Origin of the sequence: Polaribacter sp. Hel1_85, assembly GCF_000766795.1 — a bacterium.
GTDB lineage: Bacteria > Bacteroidota > Bacteroidia > Flavobacteriales > Flavobacteriaceae > Polaribacter.
Genome location: NZ_JPDS01000004.1, coordinates 1 through 26,441 on the forward strand (window position 1 = coordinate 1; position 26,441 = coordinate 26,441).

Genomic DNA, 26,441 nt, shown 5'->3' on the forward strand with positions numbered 1-26,441 from the left:
TCAAACTCTGAAAAACCAAAATTGCGGAATTAAGCAAAATGTGGGAATTCAAATCTTTGCGGAATTCTTACTCAAAATCTGAATTTAGAAAGTTTACGGAATTGAGCATATTGCGGAATTAAAATCTTTGTGGAATTTTCACTCAAACTTTGAATATTGGAAAATGGAAAAAAACAAATAACTTTGGCTAACAACTTGTATAAAAAATTGCTAAATTTGGCTTAATCAGAAGTTTGTGCTTTTTTATAAGCGTCAATTTTTCCTTCGGAAAATTTGCCGCGTTTTTAAATCGCAAATTTCCATACAAAAATACGTTAGCACCAATAAAAAATCCGAAATGAAAGGAAAATTATTACTGATATTAATATTTATAACTTTAGGAATATTTAGTCAAGAAAATAATGTTGGAATTGAATATTCCTTCGAAGTTGAAATTACAAATAAAGCAATCGCTGAAAAAATAAAAGATAAACCTGAATTTAAATTTTCAAAATCTTTTAAAGTTTATTACACAGAAAAAGGAGCTTTAAGATATATTGAAAAATCGAATAATTTCATTCAGTCAAGTATATTTAATAATGAAAAGAACGAATTAATATTATTTGACAGAACTGGAATAATATCTGAAAAAGACGGAGATTATAATAAACCTGAAATCAAATCTAAAAAATCTGAATCTAAAAATACAATTACATATAAAACAAAATCAGGAAATTATAACTTTTACTATAATCCTGAAAAAATGAAACTTGAAAGTTTAAATCTTAATAAACTTGGAGAACATTGTTTTAACGAATTTATAAATGAAACTGGAGTTTTACCTGAAAAAATAGTGTACGAATTTGGATTTATGAAATTCATTGTAAAATTGGAAAAAACTATTAATTTGAGCTCGAAGGAAATTAAATTTTTGAATAAAATTATAAATAAACCGAATAAGAAAGGAATTGAAAAATTTATTGAATTTAACGATGGAAAATAAAAAACTGGTGCTAACACCGTGTATAAAAAATTGCTATATTTAGCATAAACTAAAACTTGTTGCTCTTTTGCAAACTTCTGAATTTCCGCTGGAAATTCCTCGTTCACAAAATCGCAACTTTCCATAACACAACAACGTTACCTACAATTAAAAAAAAATGCCGTACAAAATAGAAGATTTAGATTTTAAAAGTAATATTGAAGGGGAACAAAAGCGTACGAGAAAAATTTTTGAAGATTTAAAAGACAAATCATTAAACAACGAAAAATTAACAGAACACGAAAAAGATTTTTTTTGTCTTGGTGTAAAAGGATCAAATTTAGATGATGGAAAATTAAAAGATTATTCGAGTTGTGAAAACTATAGATTTAAGGATATTTATCTATCATACTTGAAAGATTTATCAGGAAAAAGTACTTACGAAAAAGTTAGAGGAGTTGGTATTTACAATCCAAGCAGTTTTGAAATAAAGAAAGATTTAGCATTTTTAGAAAGCGTGAAAAACAAATGGCAGAAGACTATTTCTGTTACTAATCATTCCGAAAAGTTACTACGTGAGATTTCTAAAGAAACTAGAACAGATTTAAAAAAAATTGAAAAAAACAAAGGAAAATTATTATTCAATAGAGATAAAAAAAAGTATTTATTAAATAAAACTGCAACTTTATTACAATCTAAATATATATATTGTATCTCTCTTCAGATTTTTGAGCTATTTGATAGTACAGAATTTGTCATAAAATTAAATAACCAAGAAATAGAAATAGATGAGTATAGTATTATTCATATTCTAAACAGACATTATGCTCAAATCACAAAAACAAATCCAACAAAATCTTTTCATAATGAAGATTTTGAGCCCAAATATTTAAATAAAAGATTACGTGATATATTTATTGAAATTGAAAATTCTGGATTATATTCTGGAGATTCAATAAGAAAAATTACTTTTAAATTTAACAACGTAGATTATCAAATTTGGGCAAATGAAAGAACTAAACAAGTTAAAAATAACGGTAATATTAAGTTTAATCGTTTAGAAACATTCTACCCTTTGACTGATTTGGAAGAATTGAATAAATTGAAAAACGATTACGAATTATTAGAGATTAATGAGGAATTAAGTATATATCTGAAAAAATAACTGTAGGTAACACCGTATATAATTTATTGCTGGCTTCTCGCCTACTTACGAAAGTCCTCGCGGACTTTCTTTGTCCGTAATTATTTACTAAATTAGTTGCTTGAAACACGCAACAAACCATATACAACAACGTTGGCAACAAGCTTGAAAATGACAGTATCCGAGCAAATAATTAACAAACTAACAGAATTAAAAGAACTGGATACAATTTCCAGTTATTCCCACATCAAAAACATTCTGAAAAATCAAATAATACCAATACCATTTTATGATTATAAGCCATATAAATTAATTCGATTTAGGCGTCACAACAATGGAGAAAAACTATTTGAGGAATCAGAACAATTAACATACAGAAAGGATATTTTAAACATAAAAAACTTCGGACGAGCGAACGAACCAGGACAAGGATTTTTCTATTGTAATGATAATAAAAACCATAGTACTGGAATTTCAGAAGCTGTATCTATTTTTAGAGGTAACCCAAATAGCGAGGAAGAAATATTAACAATTGGTCTTTGGGATGTAAAGAAACCTCTAAAACTTGCTATGATTTTGCCGACAGCAGAGAATAAAGGAAAAAATGCGGAGTTTGACGAAATGAAAAAGTTCTATGATAGATTTGAGGAAAGTGAAGAATTTGAAGAACTAAAAAAATTCAACGAATTTCTAGCTAAAGAATTTACTCTTGACTTACAAAAACATAAATCCAATTATAAAATAACCTGTGCTTTTTCTTATTATATAAAAGAAAAGTTTCCAGAAGTTGATGGAATACTATATGCAAGCGTTAAATCGGAATTTGAAGGAACAAATATTGTTCTTTGGCCAGAAGTAGTAGATGAAAAATTGGAATTTGTTACTGCCAGAAAATCGACATTTAAAAGAGTAGCTGACAAAACTTATACTGAATTACAAACCATAGATAGCACAAATTACGATAAGAAAACTGACAAAATAGAATGGAAATAAAAGCCAGTTGCCAACACCGTATAAAATTAATGTGGGTTTTTATGGTTAAGCCCAAAGTTTTTGGTTTATTTATAAGGTCGCTTTTACTTATTTGAGTATTTTTAGGTCGACAAGATAAAAACACTAAATAAGTATAAGCTTAGTGGCTCGGCTGATAATCCTTCGATTATCTACCTCCCACACTAATCTTATACAAAACCGTTGTGCAACATTACAGAAAAATGGCATAATTCTTGATTAAATTTCTCAAAATATTTGAATCTCAAAAAAAACAAAAAACGAATGAAAAAATTTTTACTTACCATAATTATTGGACTTATTGCAACATCAAATTACGCACAAGAAAAAAATGACATTGGAACTGAAAAAGTTTGGCGTGTGAATTTTTTGAATCCTGGAGTTGAATTGGAATTACCAACTGGAACTTATTCAACTTTTTCTGCTGGACTTGGAATTGGTTATGGTGGAGGATATCCAGATTTAACTTATGCTGGAAATGGATTTATTTATATTATTAGTCCATTTGCCGATTTTCAACAAAAATGGTTTTATAACTTAAACAAGAGAAATAGAAAAGATAGAAATACGAAAAATAATTCTGGAAATTTTGTTTCGTTAAGGTTTATAACACGTGGAAATTCAATAGCGGAAAATGTAACCCGAACTTCTGATTTTGATTTTGCTTTTGGACCAACTTGGGGAATTCAAAGAAAATATGGAAAAAATTTTCATTTACTTTTTGACGTAGGTCCTCAATATTATATTGACACAAACGGAAATGGGAATGTTTGGCCAATTATGTTACAACTGAATTTAGGATTTGACTTAAAAAAGAAATAAAAAACGTTGCACAACACCGTGTAAAATTAATTGCTAGTTTTAGCTTATTTACGAAAGTCCTCGCGGACTTTCTATCTGTGATTTATTTGCTAACTTTAGTGCTTAAAACACACAACTAATCATACACAAAACCGTTGCCATTCATTGGCGGAACGCACTCAAATATTGAAAATTATGAACAAGAAAACAAAAGTTAGAATTTTATGGTACTTGTCTTTTTTGATTATTTTCTTAATCGTTTGGACAATTTTGCACTTTACATTTAGAAATTTAGAAAGTCAGTATAAAGGTATAATTAGCGGTGGAATTGCTGGTTTGCTTTCACCAAGAATAAAGGAATATGAAACTCAATCTGGGAAACAAACCCAATTGAAATGGATTTTTATGAAAAAAGTAATTACAATATGAAATCTGAATTGTTTGCGGAATTTAGCAAGTTGCGGAATTGCTCACTAAATCGGAATTGAAAAATATTGCGGAACAATACGCTGACTGAATTCACTCAAATGTTGAAAAACAAAAAACAGAATTAAGCCGAATAATTATAAATCTAATAAAAACAACGAAATGGCAACACCGTGTATAATTAATGGCTGGTTCTCGCCTACTTACGAAAATCCTCTCGGATTTTCTATTCGGTTTTTATTTGCTAAATTAGGTGCTTAAACACGCCACTAATCATACACAAAAACGTTAGCCAAAATAGCGCGAAAAAATCCTGACACTTTAAAAAAAGTCGTTTAAAACAATGATTTTTGAACAGTAAAAAGTGAAAAAAATCTCAATCAAATGTGGAAAAAAATAGGAAACTGAAAATTACTGAACACTCACTCGCTCGTGAAAAATTCTTTGTGGGAATTTAGCAAGTTTGCGGAATTTACTCAAACTGTAGAAAACCAAAATTGCGGAATTAAGCAAAATATGGAATTAAAATCTTTACGGAATTTTCACTCAAACGCTGAATATTGGAAAAGGAAAATATAAAAAAGCAGGAATTATAAACTGAAAAAAAAATACTTTGGCTAACACCTTGTATAAAAAATTGCTTAATTTGGCTTAATCAAAAGTTTGTGTTTTTTTTATAAACTTCTATTTTCCTGCGGAAAATAGCCGTTCATTTAAAACGCAACTTTCCATACAAAAACACGTTGCCTACAATGCTGGAGCAAGTTTGCGGATTAAAAAGGCTTGGTTTTATTTTCGATTTTTTTTTAGAATTTTAAGAAAGTAAAAACGAAAAAACTATGTTGCGGAATTCTGAAAATCACGCTGAATTCTCACTCAAATGAGGAATGAAAAGCAACGTCGGAATTGCTTACTCAAAATCTGACTGAATTGCTGTACGGAATTTGACAAAATTACGGAAAATTGGAAACGGAACTAAACCTAAAAATAACGTCGGACTTCCACTCTACCGAAAAAATAATAAATCGGAATTTGAGCAAGTTTGAGGAATTGAAAACGAAAGAACTTACTCAAACCCTGAAAAGAGAAACGTTAAATTACAGTAAGAAAAAAGCACTGTAGGCAACAACGTATATAAAAAATTGCTACTTTTAGCTAAATCAAAAGGTCGTTGCATGTTTGCTACGTCTGAATTTCCGCTGGAAATTCTTCGCATGCAAACCCGCAACTTTACATATACAAAACCGTTGCAAAAAACTGGGCGAAAAATTAATCCGCAAACAAAAGTTCTTTAAAACAGCTTATTCTTTTAAAGTTTGAAAAACTAAAAATTGCGAAAAAAACGGGAAAATATATTTGCGGAACACTCTCTCGCTAATCAAAATTCTGAATGAATTTTGTTCGTTTTTGGAATTTTGGAATGTTGAAAAAAAGGAAAATTAAACTGAATTTATTGTGTTTGAAAAGAAAAAAATGGAATTTATTCAAGCTGGAAAATTAATTTTGTGAAATTTGAACAATTTCGGAATTGAATTTCATTGTGGAATTATAAATTGAACTCGGATTTTTTAAAAACTGAAAATTGGAAAAACAAAGTTTTGGAAAAATAAAAAACACACATTTTGCAACACTGTGTATAAAAAATTGCTATTTTTAGCTAAAACAAAGTTTGTTGCTTTTTTAATCTTGTCTTAATTTTCCTTCGGAAAATCAGCCAATCTTAAAATCGCAACTTTTCATAACACAAAACCGTTGCCAACAATATGAAAAAACTGATTCGAATCTTAATTTTAGTTCAATTTGCACTTATTTCTTGTAATGGGAAAAGTGGAAAAAAAACTGAAAATAAAAAAAATATCGTTGAAAGAACGCTGATTAAAGAAGAAACTAAAATCATTAAAACTAAAGCGGAAATTGTTGAAACCGAAACTCGAATTGATAATCCTAAAACAAGAAAATATGGGGAATTAATTCTCGAAAATAAAATTTATCCTTCTGACAATGACGAAACTTTTGAATGTATGAAACAACTATACACAAAAGATAAAAGTGATTTAGAGTTTTATTTCAAAGTTTTCAGAATAATAGTTGAAAAATCAGACGGAGCTTTATCAGAAGTTATGGGAATTGAAATTATGAAATTTATGGAATTTAATCCCGACTATTTTATTGAACAATATTCAAAATTTGAATTTGACGAACAGAAGAGATTTATTAACCAAATAGCATACGAATTTTACTTTACTGAACCTGGACATAATGTGGAAATTGAGAATTATTTTGAAAAGGTAAATTCTAAATTTAAATTAACTACAGAACCGAAAAGAAAATATTTGAATTCAATTAAAGAATTGACGAAAAAAGCAACGGAAGAAATAATAAACGAATAAAATACTGTTGGCAACACCGTATAAACTTTATTGCTTGTTTTCGCTCACTTGGGAAATTCCTCCGGAATTTCGCCGTTCGTGTTTTATTTACTAAATTCACTGCTTAAACAACGCAACAAAGCTTATACAACAACGTTAGAGAAACATAGTGCCAGACGATGTCTAATGCATTTTAAAAGCTGAATTACCTCAACCTCAACAATTCAAGTACTTGCTGATTATTAGAAATAAAAGTCTTTTTTTGGGATTTAAACGCACCAAATGTTAGTGTTTTTTTAATTGCTTTTTGAAGCTAGAAACTGAATTTTTTAGCGCTCTTTTTTAGCGAAACTTTTTATTCGATTTTTTTTTGAGTTTTTAAGAAATCAAGGTTTTGTGACCTTTCAAAAAATACTCGTTTGCGTTCTGATTCAATCTGATCCAAAAAAAGGGATTGTGTTTAAAGAGTCTTTTTTTCTTAAATCTAAATGCTAAAATACCAAGTGATTTTTTTTGCGAATTGATTCTGTTTTAAGTCAATCTTTAAAAACGCTATTTTATTGCATTCTGCCTCGATTTTTAACAGAAAAAAAGGGGAATAGATTATAAAGTCAAGTTTTTGAAACTTAAACTTTTGGCGGCACAACGTTACCTAACAACTTGTAAAGTTAATAGCTGCTTTTTGCTCGTTTTAGAAATTTATTTTTTACTTTTACTAAAATGGTTGTTTAACAATTAATAGAGAGAAAATCGCTACTAACCTTACAACCATCCGTTGGCAAACATTACTCACTCGAGCTCTGAAAAACGAAAAAAATGAATTTAGAAAATCTTAAGTCAATAATTATTGGAAAGTGGAAATATCAAGATGGTAGAATGTTGGAATTTGTAACGAGTGAAGATTTTATATATACTGACCAAAATGGAATAACACATCCCGAAAAACAAAAAATATTGCTTTCTGAACAAAAAGACGGAACTTTACAATTAAGCATTCCTATTCTATTTGAAGCACTTGGAATAATAAAATCAGTTTCTAATAATGAAATTATTTATGATAGTTTTGAATTAGATGGAAATAAAACTACAAAAAAATTATTTAGAATTTAAACTCACTGAAAAAAATATTTATGTATCAAAACTTAACACTATCAAATATAATCAGTTTTTTAAAGGCATTTAAAGGAGACGAAATTTTATTTGAAAATTCTGTTTGTGGTAATTATACAGACTTAACTTCTGAAATTATTGGAGTAGATTTTTGTTCATTAAGAGTAAAAATTAATTCTATGTATCAAAATCCTGACTGTGTAGATAAAAACAATGTAACAAACACAAACATTGGATCTATCAGAAGTATACTTCATAAAAATAGTTCATTTGAAGAGCTTGAAATTGACAGTAAAATAATTTGTTTAGAAGCTATTCTTAAGAAAAAGAAAACTTCCTTCATAATTTTTGAACAAAAAAAATTAGATAAACTATTGGAAAGGCTTAAGTCTTTTTACAGCGAATTGCTTGTGGAGGGAAGTAAAATGACAAAACCTGTAGACAGAAAAATAGAGCGTACAAAATACTACGCTTTATTTAACAATTTATAAAAAAACGATTTGCCAACACCATATATAATTTATTGCTGGCTTTTTGCTTACTTACGAAAATCCTCTCGGATTTTCTTTGTCAGTAATTATTTATTAATTTAGTGCAAAAGTCACGCAACAAACCATATATAAACACGTTGCCAGTAATTAAAGAAAACCAGCATAATCTATTAAAACCTAAAAATCAATGAATGTCAACCAAGTAGATTTTTATGAACTATGCCTTGACGAAGGAGGAATTTTTTATAATGAAATCTATGGACTTGAAAAGGATATTTTTAATCAATGGATTAGAGATAATTTACAAGAAATTAATACAATAGAATCTTATAATGACGTAGTTCCAAGTAATGAAATATTAAATGGAATTACTGACCTTGGATATGAACATATTCACTATCAATGTCACTATTCGGCAAAAGCTTCAACAATTGCCGATTGTAATTTTACATACTACACAGGATTTGTAACTCGCAATACTTTCCCTTATCCGATTATTACACATAGTTTTAATACTGTAGATGGGAATATAATTGACCTAGCCAGAATTGAGGATGCTGAAGACCCTTTTAACGAGGAGAACGATAGTTTACCACACACCTATTATGGAATTGAAATTCCGAGAGATTTTGTCTTAAATTACGAACAAGAAACTAAAGAAGAAAAATCAATGAAACCATTACTTTATGAATGGTTTTTACATAATAACTAAATTCAAGTAAAAAATATGGCTAGTTCAAAACACCCAAACGGAGTATATAAATGGAATGATTTAACTGGTAGTGCTTTTCATCCAAACGGAGTTCAAGCTTACAACAATTTAACTGGAAGTGCTTTTCATTCTAATGGAGTTCAAGCCTACAACAATTTGACTGGAAGTGCTTTTCATTCTAATGGAGTTCAGGCTTATAACAATCTGACTGGAAGTGCTTTTCATTCAAACGGAATTCAAGCTTACAACAATTTGACTGGAAGTGCCTTTCATTCAAATGGTGTGCAAGCCTATAATAATTTAACAGGAAATTCATATACTTCAAAAGGAATACTAAAGAAAACTAAAACATTTTCATTTAGCCTTGGAGAAGGAATTGAACTTCAAATTTTTCCGATTAAAATATCGGTTTATGGAAGAAAAGTGAATAAATAACTACTGGCAACACCGTATATAATTTATTGCTAGTTCTAGCCTACTTACGAAAATCCTCACGGATTTTCTATTCGGTTTTTATTTGCTAAATTAGGTGCATAAACCACGCAACAAACCATATACAACAACGTTAGCTTTAATGCTTGAGCAAGTTTGCGGAAATAAAAAAAGCGTAGTTTAATTCCCGTTTTTTTTGAGTTTTAAGAAAGTAAGAATCGAAAAAACCGTTCCAGAATCTTTAAAATTTTACTGAGTTCTAACTCATTTTCTGAATAAAATACTTTGCGGATTTTTTAGCTTGTTTGCGGAATTGTAAACGGAATTGAAATAACTGAATCTCACTCATTCGGAATTTAGCTAATTGCGGAATTATTTACTCAAACTCTGATCTAAAATCGGAGAATCACTCAATCGGAATTTTAAGCAAGTTTGCGGAACTTATTAAACATGGATATATAAAGCGAACAAAAAAGCACTAAAAGCTAACAACGCATAAAAAAAATTGCTAGATTAGTGCTTAAACAAAGGAAGTTGCTTTTTTACTTACTTCTGATTTTCCTTCGGAAAATCCTCGCTCGCAAAAACGCAACTATTTTTATACAAAACCGTTGGCAACAAGCGAAAAAATTAGAAATGAAAAATAAAATACTGATTTTACTATTAACTTTCTCCTCAATAATTGGCTTTGGACAAAATGAAAAGATACTTTACGTTGTCGATTCAATTCCTGTTATCAAAGAACCAAAAGAAGGCTTTGGAACATTAACAGAAAACGAAATTGATAATGTTGTTGTTTTGAAAAACAAAAAATCAATTGACTCTCTTGGTTACAAAGATTTAGATGGAATAATATATGTTTTCACTAAAGCATATTCGCAAAGACCAGATAGTATAAAAGCAATTCCAACTACCAAACTAATGAATAAAAAAAACGGTAGTTGGTATTTAAAAAATAGTTCGACAACATATTCAGGGAAGTTTATTGACTATTATCTAACTGGACGAAAACAAGGAGAAGGAATTCTGTTTAATGGAAAATTAAAAGGAAAACGCTTACGATATTATATAAACGGAAATGTATCTGACGAAATTGAATATGATAACGGAATTAATAATGGGCTTGAAAAAAAATTTTATAAAGATGGAACTTTAAGCCAAAAAGGAATATTTAAAAAAGGAAAAGAAATTGGAATATGGGAAATGTATCATCCTAATGGACAATTAAAACAAAGAACTACCTTTAACGAAAATGGAAAAATGGATGGAGAATCTATTTCTTATTATTCAACTGGTGAAAAAAAAGGGAGGAATTTTTATAAAAATGGAGTTTACCAAAAAGATAAAACAAACGATAAAATATTTAAATTATATAATCAAGCTCAATCTTACTATAAACAAGGGAATTTTAAAGCAGCAATAAAGAAATATACCAAATGTTTAGAACTGAATAAAAATTGGACAGAAGGATATTTTGCAAGAGCAACAGCTAAACTGAACAATTTTGAATTTGATGAAGCTATTAAAGATTTCAACAAAACTCTTGAGATTGAACCTTACTTTACTAATGCTTATTCAAATCGAGCTTTTGCACTTTTAAGAAAGTATGAACTTGGAAACGGTAGAACTATTAAAAAAATAGAAGGTATTCGAATAATGGCAACTAAAGAAACGAAAATACCAGAAACTGAATTGATGAAAATATGTAAAGATTTAAACAAAGCAGTTTCACTTGGAGATAATAATCAGATGGTATTAGAAGCATTGAAAAAACATTGCGAAAAATAAAAGCCAGTTGCCAACACCGTGTATAATTAATGGCTAGTTCTCGCTTATTTACGAAAATCCTTTCGGATTTTCTATTCGGTTTTTATTTGCTAAATTAGTTGCTTAAACACGCCACTAATCATACACAACAACGTTAGCCAAAATTTAAAACAATGAAAAACTTAAAATTATTACTCCTTCTTTCGCTAGTGTTATACTCATGTTCAAGTGACAATCTAGTAGTAGAAGAACAAATAATAGAAGAAACCCCTGTAAACCCTGGAGAAGAAATAGTCTCTATAGAATTTCCTGATAAATTTATTCCTAATAACCAAAAATTCCATGTGATATTATCTGATAATAAAGGTAAGCTTATAGATGTAAAAACACATTCAAAAAATAAAGAAAATTTAAAGTTATTTATGAAAGAAAATTTTGAAGAGAGTATTCAATTTACACTAACTTTTATTGAGGTTAGTAAATATAATAGTTCACTTTATAATATTTATGTTTATTCAAACTTAACTAAATCAATGTTAGAAGGAGGAATATTTTTTCAACCAAAACCCTTCTCTTTGGAAGCCGGGTTTGTTAATCTTGAAACGGAAGGTCTAGATTATCATATCTTAAACGCTAGTGGTTATGGATATTCTATGGTTAAAATAAGTGATAAGTTGTCAGGACATTATACATCTAATTTCAATAACAATTTAGATTTCAATAATATTTTTATAAAATATTATGACCCTAGTGATATAAATAATAATCGTTATAAATGGAATTTTATAAATAATATTTCTGAGGTTAACTTATTAGATGAAAATGATTTTAGAACTGATGAAGTAGAAATTAGACACCTTGAAACTAATGTTCCTTCAGAGTTACCTCTTTTAGAATTATATGGTTATGAAAATGATATACTTTTTAATCAAATAGCTGGGCATAAAATTTATAGTGCTAATGTCCCTGCTTTTGGTTTTGGAAGTAACCATTATTATTCTTATGCTAACATCTTTCCAAAAACCTCATATTCTTTATGTTTTTCTAATTACTCCTTATTTGGAATAGGAATCCCTCCAACTAATATAGAGGTGCCAGATAAAACAATATCATCTACATTTTCAGAAAATGATAAACTTACCTTTTCTGGTACAGAGGGTTTTGAAGTAGGGAGAGTCAGGTTAGATAATTCCGCATTAAATTTAAATATAGAATTCATATTTGATGGTGAAACAACAGACGTTATTATTCCCGAGATTCCCGATAATTTATTGGAAGATAATGTGAAAAATGCTATTAATAGCGGTCAATTAAGGCTAGTACAAGTTATTGCAGAGAATTATGAGAATTTTAATGATTACGATGATTATATTGAGAATGTATTGAAAATTTCTTCTCCGTTTTATATTAAATCTCCCAAAAGAGAAAGAATATGTAAATCATATATTTCGAATTTAATTTTACCGATTTTTGAATTTCCACATTTAGAAAGATTTAGATAATAGCAAAACTTTGGCTAACACCGTATAAAATTAATTGCTGGTAAAAGCCAGTTTACGAAAGTCCTCGCAGACTTTCTATTCGGTTTTTATTTACTAACTTTAGTGCTTAAAACACGCAACTAATCTTATACAACAACGTTAGGTGCAATTTGACGAGCATCCCGAAAACATTGAAATTTAATGAAAATAAGAAAAAGTAGTTTTCATCCAAAATGTGAATTAAATGATAAGCATAATTTTAAGCCTTACAATTTAATTGAAAGAGATGGAACTATATTTGAGCGAATTTTTCTTGATGTTCCTGACCCAAGTTTTCGAGAACATTTAATATGCTTGCATTACTTAAAACAACTTGTAAAAATATTTACGAAAGAGCCATTAGCCTTTAATATTATTTCCAGAGATAATCCTTGGGATTTTAAAATTGAGACAAGTAACAAGGAGCAATTTAACGTAGAAATCACATCGATTGCTGATAATAGTTTTTCTTTTGAGAAAATGAAACGTGAGGAAAGATTGATTTTAAAAAGTAATGAAAACGAATTACCTATTCACGAACTGATAAAACTTAACACATTCTTCCCAACTGAAAGAATAACGAAAATTATTGAAAATCATTTAGAAAATGGTTCTTCCAAAAAAGATTTTGTTGATAATCCATTTAAAGGAAATCATCCAAATATCTTCTTTAGTAACTCGAATTATACCGAAAAAAATCTTGAAAAAATTTTACGAGATTCCATTTCTAAAAAAGAATCAAAAAAACATAAAGAAAAAAAATCAACTGTAATTTTAATTGACAATAGAACATTATCTTATGAAATATCTGATTTCAACAAAGCTTTTGACAAAATTAGTGACCTTGTGAATGAAAGTAGTTTTAGAGAAATTTGGTTATATACAGGTTATTGTAGTGATAATGACGGAAACAATGCTGAATTTAGTTTAGCACCAATAAAAACGACAAAAAAGCAAGATAAAGCTCTAACCGAATTAATGAATAAAAACCAGCCGAATGAAAACGGAACTATTTACGTATAATAAAAACTGCACCTAACACCGTGTAAAAAAAATTGCTTGTTTTAGCTTACTTGCGAAAATCCTCTCGGATTTTCTTGGTTTGTGTTTTATTTACTAACTTTAGTGCTTAAACCCGCAACTTTTCCTACACAACAACGTTGTGTGTAAGCTGAAAAACAGAGTAATTAATAAAATTTTAATGGACAAAAGAAATGAATTAGATACTTTAATCAAAAAAGAATTTGATGAATTGTACTCTGAATTTGATAACGAAAAAAGAAAGTATATTAATCCGAAATCCATAAATAATATAATATTTCATTTAATAGAAAATCCAACACCAAACCCAAAACGGAATTTAAAACTACAAGAATTAGGTGAAATTCGAATGAAAAAAAAATTACTTGAATATTTTAAAGCAATTCGCAATACTGAATTAGATATGAAAAGTGGAGCGGATTTATATTTTCGTTACTTTGATAAAATCGGTTCATTTATGAGCGAATATTATGATTTTTCTGGAAATGGAGGGAAAAATTTCCTAATTCCTATTTTGATAGTATTGACAATTGGAATCATTATAGACACAGTTTTATTTTTATTTAATTGGGTTAATTACCCTTTATTCTCGATATTATTTTTCACACTTTGGATAACGAGAAGAATAATAAAATTTAGTTCAAAAAGACAATATGGATTATTCTATTAAACGAACAAAAGCCTACACACAACACCGTATAAACTTTATTGCTGTTTATAGCTCACTTAGGAAATTCCTCCGGAATTTCGCCGTTCGTGTTTTAATTAGTAAATTCACTGCTTAAACAACGCAACAAAGCTTATACAACAACGTTGTGTGCAAGCTCACGCAACCATAATGCTGTAAAAAGCATCAAACATTAGACATTAATTTAAATATCAGAAATTATGAGAAAAATTATTACCTTATTAATTGCAATCGTTTCATTCGCAAGTTGTGAAAAAGAAAGTACAAATATCGAAAGGACAGAATCTGAATTTGTCACCAATTTAGGAGTGAAATTCGTTTTCTTAAATAATGACAATGAGGATTTGATAGCTAATAGTAATATTCAAACTTATCCTATTAGTTTCCAAGACAAATATTCAGAAATATCAAATGATGATATTACCAATTACAATAATGAAATATACTTTAATGGAAACGCAAATACCTTGTTTTACGATTCTGAAATAGGCAGAAACATATGGGAAACAATCGTGTATGGATTTGACAACATTAGAGAATACAAAACTTTTGTGCATTTTGAAAACAATGATATAGATACAATTTTAGTTAAATATTCTTTTTCGACAGATTGTTTTGGGAGAGACTATTGTGCGAGTATAAATGAAGCCTATTATAATGGAAATCTTATCTATTCAGATGAAAACCTAAATCCTGATTTTATATATGTAACAAAGACTGAAAATCAAACAAGTATAAAATTTGAATAAAGCCAGCACACAACACGCGGTATAGCCAATAAGGGTTTTAGTGTTATACGAGGGATTGTAGCCCGCTTCAACTTTTCGTGTAACTTGACAGAAAATCACCCGCAATCCCTTACTGGCCATACCGCAATCCGTTGCAAGTAATAGCGGAAATCACTCAAGCTGAAAAATTTGCGATTAAAAACTCTAAATTTTAAAGCGGAAAAAATGAAATTTTAAAAAGTGGAACACTCTCTCGCTCGTGAAATTTTGTCGAAATCTGAAAGTTTGATAATTTTATAAAAAGGAATCAATTTAAACTCTGAAAATCAAAATTGCGGAATTTTCACTCAAAATCTGAATTTATAAAGTTTGCGGAATTTAGCAACTTTCGGAATTGAATTTCTTTGTGGAATTTCTTACTTAAACCCTGAATTATGAAAAGTGAGAAAATCAAAAAAAAAATATAAACTGAAAAAAAACTACTACTTGCAACACCGTGTAATAAAAATTGCTTAATTTTCGCTTAATCAAAAGTTGTTGCTTTTTTAATCACTTTCTATTTTCCTGCGGAAAATAGCCGTTCTTAAAAATCGCAACTTTCAATACACAAAACCGTTACCTGTAATTTAAAAAAAAAAAATGAAAAGTAGAGTTTTTAATAATAAAATAGGTTCACCTAATGACTTTAGTTATCCTAAATTAACAGAATCTGAAAATAAACAAATTTTAGCTAGTCTATTTGAACAATTATTAATTTTTGACTCAATAACAATTACAACCAGCAGAATAAATTTTCCATTAGCTTTTTTAATAAATCAAATTGGAATAAATAGTGTAGAAAGACTTATTGAAAGCGGGTATATAAAATTTATGATTTGGTCACCAGTTTTAATGCACGGAACTGGGACACAACTTGATAATGGAACTATAGATGAGTCATCTATTTATGGACAACCACCAATAGCAGCTGGATCTTTAACTAAAAATGATTTAGATCCCGAAAAAAATATTGATATAGGGTTATCTCATTTTAATTTCCATAAAGACAGAAAAAGAATCTTCAAAAAAAAAGCATTAAAAAATTATTTAATACCTAATGGTATGGATTTTTCGACTGATTCAGCAAAAATTGTTATTGATGCTTACAAAGCAAATAATCTTTCAGAATTAGGCTTACCATTTGAAAAAGAACCTGAACAACTTAACATCGAAGAAAGAAAATTAATGCTTCATTTAAGTCATAAAGTATTAGAAACAGCTGTACTTTCTCAATATAATTATAAAAGTTATGAAAACTATGAACATATAAAAATATGTGAACAGAATCTTAAAAATATAGGGAAAGCATATAATGTAGCAAATAATACATCTGAAATCTTAAGACTAGAAAATTTACCAAATTTAAAAGGTTTATATCTAGAAGAAAACTTAGATTTCAATAGCATTTTTAAACTACGTCATTTATCAAATGCAAAATATTATCGAAAATGGATAAACAATGTAGGAGAAAATTCAAATTCTCAAGAAGTAACTAAAGAATATCTAAATCAATTAAAAGGGAATAATAAATTCTTCGATTCTAGTGAAGGAAAATTTTTAAAAAATTTAACAATGTTTGGAATTGGAGCAGCATTAGGAAATGCTATATCAGAACCTATTGCTGGTGGAATAGCAAGTTATACTCTAGGACTTCTAGATACTTATGTACTCGATAACATATTAAAAGGAAAAAACCCATCTATGTTTATCGAAGATATCAGAATGGAAAAAAATAACTACAGGTAACACCGTATATAATTTATTGCTGGCTTCTCGCCTACTTACGAAAGTCCTCTCGGACTTTCTTGGTCGGTAATTATTTACTAAATTAGTTGCTTGAAACACGCAACAAACCATATACAACAACGTTAGCAATAATTAAGACAGTGAACTTTCCTGAAATAGGTTGACTAAAAATTAAGCAATTAATTACAGTCACTTATGAAAACAAAAAATGAACACTGGCGAAAAAAAAGCTATCAAAAAGTAACTTTAGAAACCAAACTTTTAGTCGTTGACCAAATTCTTAACGGACAACTATCCAATAACCAAGCTTCAAAAAAATATGATGTTCCTAGAACAACCATTACCTATTGGTTAAGAAAATACAGTACCTTAGTACAACAAAATACAGGTATGAGTAAAAACGATGAAATTAAAAAGCTAAAGGAAAAGATTGAAGAACTTGAGTTTCAAAAAGACTTCCAACAGGACATTATCGCTGATATGGAACTTATTACAGGCGTTGATATGTCAAAAAAGTCATTACCCAAAACATTAGCAAAAGAGATAGAGCTAAAGAAAAAGGCACGTATAAAAGAAAGTGGCTTTATGGATGTTTTGGGGTTAGCAAACAAGCCTTCTACAAAAGACTCAAAGTACAACGAAAACAAGAAGTAGACCATCAAAAACTAATCAAATTAGTTAAGCAATACCGCAAAAAAGTAGGTTCTAAAACTGGTGGAATAAAACTTTATGCTGAGCTTAAAAAAGACTTTATAAACGCTGATATTAAGATAGGTAGAGACAAATTCTATCGATTCCTCAGACTTAATAATCTTTTGATTCCTAAAACTAAAAATTACATCACAACGACAAACTCAAACCACATGTACAAAAAATATAAAAACCTGGTTAAAGACCACGTGCCTACTCGACCTGAACAACTTTGGGTAAGCGATATTACATACATTAAAACCGAGAATGGACATAATTACCTCGCCTTAGTAACAGATGCCTATTCTAAGCAAATTATGGGGTATAAAAATAGATAACCATATGAGAACATCGCTTTGCAGTGATGCGCTTGCTATGGCTATTAAAAACAGAAAGTATCACAATCAAAAAATTATTCATCATTCGGATAGAGGTTTTCAATACTGTAACCCTAAATACACAGCATTTGCTGAAGAAAATGGAATTATAATAAGTATGACTGAACAATACGATCCCTATGAAAACGCTGTAGCTGAACGAATTAATAGAACTTTGAAATATGAATATGGTTTAAAACAAAACATTAAAAACACTGAATTAGCACAAAAAATGACAGATCAAGCCGTCTATATTTATAACAATTTGAGAACTCATTTTAGCATAGATCTCAGAAAACCTGCTGAAGTCCATCTAAATCCTAACATCAAATACAAATCCTATCGAAAAAATAATGTAAATTTACCTGAACTTAAGATTTAACAACAGAACTAGTTCAAACTATTTTTTGCCTTCTAAACGGCTAAAAAAAATTGTTTGAACGGTATAAATTAAACTAAAAAAAGGTCAACCTATATCAGTATAATACACAGAATGAAGAAAACACTATTTATATTTTTGATAAGTTTCTCATTATTGAGTGTTGGACAAATAGATTCTACTCAAGTTCAATTAAAAACGCTTGATACTGTTTCAAACACAAAGACAAAATCTAACCTTTCTGAACTGGATTACTATAAGTTATTAGCGGAACAAGCCCAAAAAGACAACGAAACTTATATTTCTCTAACTCAATGGACTTTGGGTATAAGTTTTGCTTTCCTATTAGCTATTATTGGAAGTCAAGTATTTTTCAATTATCGAATTAATAAAAAAGAGATTGATTTTATAAAAAAAGACATTGATGAAAAAATTGCCGAGTTGAAGAATAATTTGACTGAAAGCATTGATACAAAATTAGAGAAACTAAACAAAGATTTGAAAACTGATTTCACGAGACTTTCGATTGATTTAAAGAAATCAAACGCAGACAATTTTAAAAATCACAAAGAATATTCAAATTTAAAGTTAGAGGTTCAAAAAAGTTCCATAAAACAGGAAATTAAAGCTCTGGAAAAAGAAGTTGAACAAAACAAGGGAGACTTGTGGAAGTTGAAAGGAGTAGAAACTAATGCTTTATCAAGTTTTATAAGGTCAACTTTTTTACAACTTGAATTAAATAGAGATGTTCAATACATAATGAACGATATAATTGAAGTTTTAGAGAATTTAGAAGAAATCGATTCACATAGTTACAATAAGCTAAACGAACTATCAAAAAAAACTATAGAATCAAACAAAGAAAAAACTGAAAAAATGATTTCTCTCTATAAAGATAAACCAGTTTATGAATATACAAATACATCACCTTTTGGTGGAATTGGTGGAATGGGAATTTTTGGACCAAGTAAACGTTATATAAAAAACAAAAAATAACTATTGCTAACATTGTATAAAAATAATGCGTAAGTTTATTCCTAAACCAAAAGTTAGTGCTTGTTTGCTTGCATCTGATTTTCCTTCGGAAAATCCTCGCACTCAAACTACGCACTATTCTTATACGTAACCGTTGGCAGTAATTTGAAAAAAATGTTCGAAAAATTATTCAATAGAAAGAAGAAGGAATTAAATAAAGCGAATGTTTTAAATAAATATAATGACATATTAAACAAATTTATAAATTCAAAAAACAATTCTAAATTAGTTAATAAGTTTTCTGAATCTATTTTCGATATTAAGTATAAACTTGAAAAACAAAATAGAACTGAAAAAGAAGATTACCTACTTGCTAAAATCTATATAGAATTAGGACATAGATGGAAAGCATATAAATTTATAAAATCTAAAATAAGAATTAGTAATGATGATAATAAATTAATGTATGAAAAACTCCTTAACAGAATCAATGACTTATTCCAGTTTAATAATACTAATTACAAAGATTTAAGAGATTATACGAATAATTTAAAATTAGTTACAAAGAATTTAGAAAGTATATTCGATATTAAGTATAAACTTGAAAAGAAAAAGAGAACAGAGGAAGAAGATTACCTACTCGCTCAAACATATATAGATTTAGGTCATAGATGGAAAGCACTTAAATTTATTGAATCAAAAATAAAGATACACAATAATGATGATAAATTTAAGTTTGAAAGCTTACTTAAATTTGTTAATTACTTATTTGAGAATAATAGTTTAGAATATAAAGATTTAAGAGATTCAGAAATTAAAAAAACATCAAATAAATTAAATTTAGATAATTTAACTCTAAGTGAAGAAGGCAATAGCATAAAATTTAAAGAAAATCAACAAATAATTATACTTAATAAAACAATAATTCAAAAAGAATTGTTAGAGGAACTTGATTTTAGTTTTCATAAATCTATTTCTTTAAATCAATTTCTTCAAATTTTGGATGATTATTTTATTTGGACAAATTCTTGTTCTTCTGAATTTATAAATCACTATAACGATAATTTTGCTAAAATAGAAGGGCGATTTGGCGATTTACCTTGTAAAAAAGCAGATATAAATTGGTTTAATGGGTTGAGTATAGATAATGTAACCTTAGATTTAGATGAAGAAAATAACTTGTTAGGTTACTATACTATATATGATTATTATAATTTAAATGTTGGATTTGAAATGAAAACTCTAAATAAATCAATAATTTCAATGATATATAATCCCGATTTATAAAAACTACTGCCAACACCGTATAAACTTTATTGCTGTTTATAGCTTATTTGGGAAAGATTTCGCACACCATAAATGTAGAAAATATTTACTAACTTTACACTAAATTCAACGCAACAAAGCTTATACAAACACGTTGGCATTAATTAAAAATAAAGAAATGAAAAAAAGGAATTATCTTTTTTTAATGATTACTTTAATAGTAATGATTAATTGCAGTACAGAGGAACAAATTAATAGTCAGCCAAGTATAATAAAAAACATTACTTATAATATTGATTACCCAAACATTACATTTAATTGGGATAAATCAATAGATCCAGATGGAGATAATGTAAAATATTTGGTATCAATAGTGAATTGGACTGATGCGGGTAATATGAATGACTATATTTTAGAAGTTTACCCTAAAGATCCGACCTATGAAACTAATGTTAATTCATTAACTATTGAACTTAATGAAATTGGAGTTTTAAATAACAGTTTACAAAAATATACAATATTTGTATTTGCAGTCGAAGATGATTTTACTGACTACAGTTTGCTTTATTCAGAACTTGGTAACTTTAGTGAAAATTATTTTTTAAATAATTATTTAACTTTTATTCCATTAAGTAAAGGTGTTCACAAGGGCAATTTAATAATAACAGACCATATTCATTTAGAATGGTTAAAAGATAGTGAAATACATACACTGAATGGAGATTTGATTTTAAATTCTTACTGTACAACTGAATCATTTCATCCATATAAGATTAATAATTTAAAAAATCTAAAAGGATTAAAAACTATAAATGGTAATCTAATTATTGGACTAGAAAGAGGTTATGGCAATACAATAAATCAAGAGTTAGCTGAAAGATACAACTGTCATAGACTTGGAAATAATTTTAGCTTTAATGACTTAGAAGGTTTAGAAGATTTAGTGAATATTAATGGAGATTTATTAGTAGCGGGAACTTCTATAAAAAATCTAAATGACTTTAAAAGTTTAGTAAAAGTTGAGGGTAAGATTGGCTTTTATAATAATTTAGATTTAAAAAATTTCTGCGGTTTAACAGACCTATTTAAGCTGAATAATTTTGAAATATATAATAATGGCTATAATCCCAATTTGAATGATTTTTCAAACGGTAACTGTAATAACTAATGCCAACACCATATATAATTTATTGCTGGCTTCTTGCCTACTTACGAAAGTCCTCTCGGACTTTCTTGGTTAGTAATTATTTATTAAACTAAGTCCTTCAAACACGCAACAAACCATATATAAACACGTTACCTGTAAGCTAAAAAAAATCTCGAACTGAATGAAATTCAATCTTCTTATATTATTAATTCTAATTAATTTTGGTATAAATGGACAAGATTCAATTCGTACATACAAAATTGAAAGTAAAACTTTTGAAATAGAGAAAAAATATGCAATTCAGGAAATAATAATTAGCTCTGATTCGACATATATTCACCTGAATTATAGATTAGATGAGAAATCTCAAAGAAAGAAATATAGAACTTATAAACCAGAAGAAACAAAAGGAAAATTCCGAAAAATAGGAGATTATTATTTATTTAGACCTTTCAATCAAACTTTTGAAGTTGGAAAATATAAGATAACTGAAAAATGTATTACTTATTATTATCCTTGGAAAAAAAATAACTTTAAAAAAGGAGCAAAATTCAAAAGAGTTGAAAAATTATAAAAATCAATATAATTTGAAATTATATAAACCACTTTTTTCAATTGTCATAATAATAATTCAACTGATTTTTTCTCTGAAAGATTATTATGAACTTCAAGAATGGAGAAAAGCAAATCCTGAACTTGATTCACTAATAAATTTAGTTATTCATTATGACACGCTTTTTATATTTGTCTTACTAATCGGAATTTATGAAATGCTGACAAAACCGAGTTTAAATAAAAAATTGATTCGATTAATTTTAGTCTTTATTGTTTTTGGTTATCATTTTTCTGGACTTATTCCTATCAAAGATTTTAAATACGGAATTTATAATACTGCTTGGTTTTTAGGATTTTCAGCATTCGTTTTAATTTTGGTAAAAATAACGAAATATCTAATTGAAAAAATAACAAGTAGAAAGTTGAAATAAAGCCTACAGGTAACACCGTATAAACTTTATTGCTGGTTTTGGCTCACTTGGGAAATTCCTCCGGAATTTCGCCGTTCGTGTTTTATTTATTAAATTCACTGCTTAAACAACGCAACAAAGCTTATACAACAACGTTAGCATACATTACGGAAACCCATAATCATCATTGAAATATTCGTATTAGATTTACCATTATTAAAAAAATTCAACGAATGAAAAGAATATTACTCGCACTTACTATTGGAATCATAACATTAATCAGTTGCTCGGACGGAGAAACAAAAAAACAGTTGTCTGAATTAAAAACTGAACTTGAACAAACAAAAACTGAATTGAGTAACTGTTCGGCTGAATTGACCGAAATAAAAAATACTGCCGAAAACAGATTTATTAAAGCAAAAAAACTACTTACCGATAACAACCTGAATGGAGCGAAAATAGAATTTCAAGGAATCGTAGATAATTTTAAAGGAACTAATGATGCAACGACAGCTTCAAAAGAAATAGATAAAATTGAGAAAACAATTGAGAAAAAGAGAGTTGACGCAGAAAGAAAAAAAGCTCTTGGTTATAAGGTCTTGAAACCAACAACAAGAGTAAAGTACGGAGATTTATCATTACGCTTTGACAAAGTATGGAAAGGAAAACGTTGGTCTTTTGATGATTATGGTAATCAATATTTTTTAAGAGATGCAGAAAGAGGAAATAGCCATATTATGGCGAGAATTTCTGTGACTTCAGAAAACAATAATCCTTCATTACCACCAATTTTAGTTTATCAAATGAACAACGGAGAATTAAAGTATTTGGGCACACAAGGATATAAATTTAGAAGATGGAAAGATTATGGTTCATATCTTGGCAATTATGCTGATTATGGAAATGACTTTTCCCATTCAAAAACAATTCCATTCAATTGTGGTGTTGAACTATCAAATGATGATTTGAAAAGCGGAACAATTTATGTCGTTCTTAAAAAACAAGGTTGCTTTAACCGAACTAAAGTTGATTATGGAAATCCAGAAATTGCTTATCGAGAAAGTTCTTGTAACCCAAAGAGGATTTTAAAAGTCGAGGATTTTGATAATGTCTATGTTCTGATAAAAAAACTGTAAATAACGTATGCTAACACCGTATAAACTTTATTGCTAGTTATTGCTCACTTGGGAAATTCCTTCGGAATTTCGCCGTTCGTGTTTTATTTACTAAATTCACTGCTTAAACCACGCAACAAAGCTTATACAACAACGTTACCACACATAAGACAAACCAATGTACTTAATCAATAAATTAGAAAATCGAATTACCAAATTAACGCAAAAAACATTCTCTGAATTGAAATTTAGAGAACGTGAACATTTGCAGGAATGGATTGCGAATAATCCAAATTCACTTGGAGAAGAATTATTGATTATCCAAAAAGAGTTTAGCGGATTTAACGACACCAATGAAAGGCTCGATTTATTGGCTTTAGACAAATATGGAAATCTTGTAATTATAGAAAATAAATTGGATGATTCTGGAAAAGATGTTACTTGGCAAACTATAAAATATGCTTCGTATTGTTCGAGTTTAACGAAATTAGAAATTATTAAGATTTATCAAGAATATTTAGGTTCAAAAGATAATGCAGAAGAAAGAATATCTGAATTTTTCGATGGAAAAGAAATTGACGAAATATTTTTAAATCAAGGTCTAAATTCTCAAAGACTAATAATGATTGCTTCAAATTTCAGAAAAGAAGTTACATCATCTGTTTTATGGTTAATGAATTTTAAAATGAGAATTCAATGCTTTCAGGTAACACCTTTTGCTTTAAATGAGCAATTATTTCTAAACGTTGAGCAAATACTTCCAACTAAGAGTACTGAAGATTTCGCTATTGGAATTGCAACAAAAGCACAACAAGAAGTAGAAGTTCAAGAAACTCTTAAAAACAGACATCACATTCGACTTGAATTTTGGGAAGGTTTTATAAAAGAAAGTAACAAAGCAAACAATCTATTTTCTAACATATCACCTTCAAAGGACAATTGGATTGGAATTGGAATCGGAATGAGTGGTGTAAACTTAAATTTAGTTGCAAGTAAAAACTATTGTCGAAGTGAAATTTATATAAATCGTGGAGTTCAAGAAATAAACAAAGATTTATTCGATTTCATTTATCGAATGAAAGAAACGATTGAAAATCAATTTGGCGGAGAATTAGAATGGGAAAGAATGGATGACAAAATAACTTGCCGAATAAAATCTGAATTAACAGGAGTTAGTTATTTTGAGAAAGAAGATTGGAATAAAATGTATAAGTTTATGATTGACAGTTCTGTAAGAATGGAAAAAGCATTTAGAGAACCAATAAAGAAACTGAATAAATATGCGAAAAGCGAAAAATAACGTGTGGTAACACCGTATATAATTTATTGCTAGTTCTTGCCAGTTTACGAAAGTCCTCGCGGACTTTCTTGGTCTGTATTTATTTACTAAATTAGTTGCTTAAACCACGCAACAAACCATATACAAACACGTTGGCAAAAATTAAGAAATGAAATCACCTTTTGTTTATTTATTAATATTTTTTTTACTTATTTCAGCTAATCTATTTTCTCAAAAAAAAATTAAAAAGGAGGAATTTTTAGGGAATTGGGTGAAAATTAAATCTGAAATGAAAGATGGGAGTAAATTAATTCCTGTCTATAAAGATTATACAAAACACTTTGAAATGATCTTTCAAAAAAAGAAATTCTACACTGATTATTATCCAGCACAATATTATAAAAATGCAACTTTTGATTACAAATTAAAAAACAATAAGTTAATAACTTCAAAACATTTTGCTTATCAAATTGAAAAAATAACAAAAGACAGTTTGGTTATTAGTGAGGAAATGAAAGGGTTAGAAAATGATAAACTGAAAAGACATTATTTAATAAAAAAGGAGATTATTATAAATAAACATCAAAAATTAAATAAAGGTTCTAAAGATTTAATTGCAAACGTTTTTTTCACTCCAAAGTTTAAAGATAATATTAAGTTATATTTAAATAATAGATTGATGAAAAGACATCTAAATCTAAAACTGAAAGGAAAAATAATATTAAATACAAAAAATAAAAAAGCTGAAACCCAAATAACATATAGAGATAGTGAAAACATACTAATGCAAGAAAACATTTTAGTTAATGCTTTAAATAATTCTTACACGCTTTGGGACATTAAAGGTTTTGAGAATTATGAAAATATCATAATTAATTTTGTAATAATTATGAATAGAAAAGGAGAGAAATCTTATGGTATTAAAGTTGGTCTTTTAACTAATTCATTTGAACAATTACTTGGTTTGTATGGACTTTCTTATAATCAAATTACAGATGGAAATAAATTTTTGAGTTTAGGAATTAAAAGTATCGAAAAAAACGAATTTAAAAAGGCAATTGATTTTTTCACTAAATCTTTTAAGTCTAATCATACTTTGGTCGAATCTTTATATAATAGAGCATATTGTTATTATAAACTAAAAGAATATGATAAAGCTTGTTTAGATTGGAATATTTTGAAAGAATTAGGACAAAAAAAAGGAGAGAAATTATTTATGGAAAATTGTAAAATTATTGAATAAAACTTTTGCCAACACCTTG

The 26,441-nt window shown here is 28.2% G+C and carries 27 protein-coding genes; all 27 read left to right on the top strand.

All coding sequences use genetic code 11. From position 1 onward, the window contains the following. Positions 1-337 precede the first annotated feature (337 nt). The 27 genes from PHEL85_RS16915 to PHEL85_RS17040 all read left to right on the top strand — a co-directional run bounded on the left by PHEL85_RS16915 (position 338) and on the right by PHEL85_RS17040 (position 26,422). Positions 338-982: a hypothetical protein gene (locus tag PHEL85_RS16915; RefSeq protein WP_036828073.1), complete on the top strand. Its 645-nt coding sequence runs from the start codon at positions 338-340 to the stop codon at positions 980-982. Between the two features lie 157 nt (positions 983-1,139). Continuing rightward, positions 1,140-2,126, top strand: coding sequence for a hypothetical protein (locus PHEL85_RS16920; RefSeq protein WP_036828074.1), 987 nt, complete (start codon positions 1,140-1,142; stop codon positions 2,124-2,126). A gap of 132 nt (positions 2,127-2,258) precedes the next feature. Continuing rightward, a complete protein-coding gene (locus PHEL85_RS16925) occupies positions 2,259-3,098 on the top strand; it encodes an RES domain-containing protein (protein ID WP_162179448.1) in 840 nt (279 codons plus the stop codon). Positions 3,099-3,380: 282 nt separating this feature from the next. Further along, the gene (locus PHEL85_RS16930; protein WP_036828080.1) at positions 3,381-3,938 is read left to right on the top strand and encodes a hypothetical protein; all 558 of its coding nucleotides are present in this window, start codon (positions 3,381-3,383) and stop codon (positions 3,936-3,938) included. 174 nt (positions 3,939-4,112) lie between these two features. Then, the gene (locus PHEL85_RS16935; protein WP_036828168.1) at positions 4,113-4,346 is read left to right on the top strand and encodes a hypothetical protein; all 234 of its coding nucleotides are present in this window, start codon (positions 4,113-4,115) and stop codon (positions 4,344-4,346) included. Between the two features lie 1,760 nt (positions 4,347-6,106). Continuing rightward, positions 6,107-6,733, top strand: coding sequence for a hypothetical protein (locus PHEL85_RS16940; RefSeq protein WP_036828083.1), 627 nt, complete (start codon positions 6,107-6,109; stop codon positions 6,731-6,733). Positions 6,734-7,528: 795 nt separating this feature from the next. Beyond that, positions 7,529-7,822: a hypothetical protein gene (locus tag PHEL85_RS16945; protein ID WP_036828084.1), complete on the top strand. Its 294-nt coding sequence runs from the start codon at positions 7,529-7,531 to the stop codon at positions 7,820-7,822. Between the two features lie 20 nt (positions 7,823-7,842). After that, positions 7,843-8,313, top strand: coding sequence for a hypothetical protein (locus PHEL85_RS16950; RefSeq protein ID WP_036828086.1), 471 nt, complete (start codon positions 7,843-7,845; stop codon positions 8,311-8,313). A 187-nt stretch (positions 8,314-8,500) separates the two neighbouring features. Next, positions 8,501-9,025: a hypothetical protein gene (locus PHEL85_RS16955; protein ID WP_036828088.1), complete on the top strand. Its 525-nt coding sequence runs from the start codon at positions 8,501-8,503 to the stop codon at positions 9,023-9,025. 15 nt (positions 9,026-9,040) lie between these two features. Further along, a complete protein-coding gene (locus PHEL85_RS16960) occupies positions 9,041-9,460 on the top strand; it encodes a hypothetical protein (RefSeq protein WP_036828090.1) in 420 nt (139 codons plus the stop codon). 633 nt (positions 9,461-10,093) lie between these two features. Continuing rightward, a complete protein-coding gene (locus PHEL85_RS16965; protein ID WP_036828092.1) occupies positions 10,094-11,245 on the top strand; it encodes a tetratricopeptide repeat protein in 1,152 nt (383 codons plus the stop codon). A 152-nt stretch (positions 11,246-11,397) separates the two neighbouring features. Next, positions 11,398-12,726 carry a hypothetical protein gene (locus PHEL85_RS16970; protein WP_036828094.1) on the top strand — a complete coding sequence of 443 codons (1,329 nt, stop codon included), beginning with the start codon at positions 11,398-11,400 and terminating at the stop codon, positions 12,724-12,726. A 180-nt stretch (positions 12,727-12,906) separates the two neighbouring features. After that, positions 12,907-13,767 (top strand): hypothetical protein, encoded by an 861-nt coding sequence (locus tag PHEL85_RS16975; protein WP_036828097.1) that lies wholly within the window; start codon positions 12,907-12,909, stop codon positions 13,765-13,767. Positions 13,768-13,945: 178 nt separating this feature from the next. Beyond that, positions 13,946-14,455, top strand: a complete 510-nt coding sequence (locus PHEL85_RS16980; protein ID WP_036828099.1) for a hypothetical protein — start codon at positions 13,946-13,948, stop codon at positions 14,453-14,455. A gap of 218 nt (positions 14,456-14,673) precedes the next feature. Then, positions 14,674-15,222: a hypothetical protein gene (locus tag PHEL85_RS16985; protein WP_036828100.1), complete on the top strand. Its 549-nt coding sequence runs from the start codon at positions 14,674-14,676 to the stop codon at positions 15,220-15,222. A gap of 618 nt (positions 15,223-15,840) precedes the next feature. Then, complete coding sequence (locus tag PHEL85_RS16990) at positions 15,841-16,986, top strand: hypothetical protein (protein WP_036828102.1); 1,146 nt, start codon at positions 15,841-15,843, stop codon at positions 16,984-16,986. Positions 16,987-17,181: 195 nt separating this feature from the next. Further along, positions 17,182-17,640, top strand: coding sequence for a helix-turn-helix domain-containing protein (locus PHEL85_RS16995; protein WP_036825498.1), 459 nt, complete (start codon positions 17,182-17,184; stop codon positions 17,638-17,640). 209 nt (positions 17,641-17,849) lie between these two features. Continuing rightward, positions 17,850-18,014, top strand: a complete 165-nt coding sequence (locus PHEL85_RS17850) for a hypothetical protein (protein ID WP_156109296.1) — start codon at positions 17,850-17,852, stop codon at positions 18,012-18,014. Positions 18,015-18,018: 4 nt separating this feature from the next. Then, positions 18,019-18,435 carry an integrase core domain-containing protein gene (locus tag PHEL85_RS17710; RefSeq protein ID WP_162179449.1) on the top strand — a complete coding sequence of 139 codons (417 nt, stop codon included), beginning with the start codon at positions 18,019-18,021 and terminating at the stop codon, positions 18,433-18,435. A 111-nt stretch (positions 18,436-18,546) separates the two neighbouring features. Further along, entirely contained in the window at positions 18,547-19,428 is an 882-nt protein-coding gene (locus PHEL85_RS17005; RefSeq protein WP_156109298.1) for a hypothetical protein, read from the top strand. 153 nt (positions 19,429-19,581) lie between these two features. Then, positions 19,582-20,694 carry a hypothetical protein gene (locus PHEL85_RS17010; protein ID WP_036828107.1) on the top strand — a complete coding sequence of 371 codons (1,113 nt, stop codon included), beginning with the start codon at positions 19,582-19,584 and terminating at the stop codon, positions 20,692-20,694. Between the two features lie 133 nt (positions 20,695-20,827). Next, positions 20,828-21,841: a hypothetical protein gene (locus PHEL85_RS17015; protein WP_036828110.1), complete on the top strand. Its 1,014-nt coding sequence runs from the start codon at positions 20,828-20,830 to the stop codon at positions 21,839-21,841. A gap of 160 nt (positions 21,842-22,001) precedes the next feature. Next, positions 22,002-22,394 (top strand): hypothetical protein, encoded by a 393-nt coding sequence (locus PHEL85_RS17020; protein ID WP_036828113.1) that lies wholly within the window; start codon positions 22,002-22,004, stop codon positions 22,392-22,394. After that, entirely contained in the window at positions 22,381-22,806 is a 426-nt protein-coding gene (locus PHEL85_RS17025) for a hypothetical protein (RefSeq protein ID WP_036828116.1), read from the top strand. The genes PHEL85_RS17020 and PHEL85_RS17025 overlap by 14 nt, the downstream gene beginning before the upstream one ends. A 212-nt stretch (positions 22,807-23,018) precedes the next feature. Continuing rightward, positions 23,019-23,921, top strand: coding sequence for a hypothetical protein (locus PHEL85_RS17030; protein WP_036828118.1), 903 nt, complete (start codon positions 23,019-23,021; stop codon positions 23,919-23,921). A gap of 157 nt (positions 23,922-24,078) precedes the next feature. Next, positions 24,079-25,200 carry a DUF4268 domain-containing protein gene (locus tag PHEL85_RS17035; RefSeq protein WP_036828123.1) on the top strand — a complete coding sequence of 374 codons (1,122 nt, stop codon included), beginning with the start codon at positions 24,079-24,081 and terminating at the stop codon, positions 25,198-25,200. 148 nt (positions 25,201-25,348) lie between these two features. Continuing rightward, positions 25,349-26,422, top strand: coding sequence for a hypothetical protein (locus PHEL85_RS17040; RefSeq protein ID WP_036828126.1), 1,074 nt, complete (start codon positions 25,349-25,351; stop codon positions 26,420-26,422). Positions 26,423-26,441: the final 19 nt, after the last annotated feature.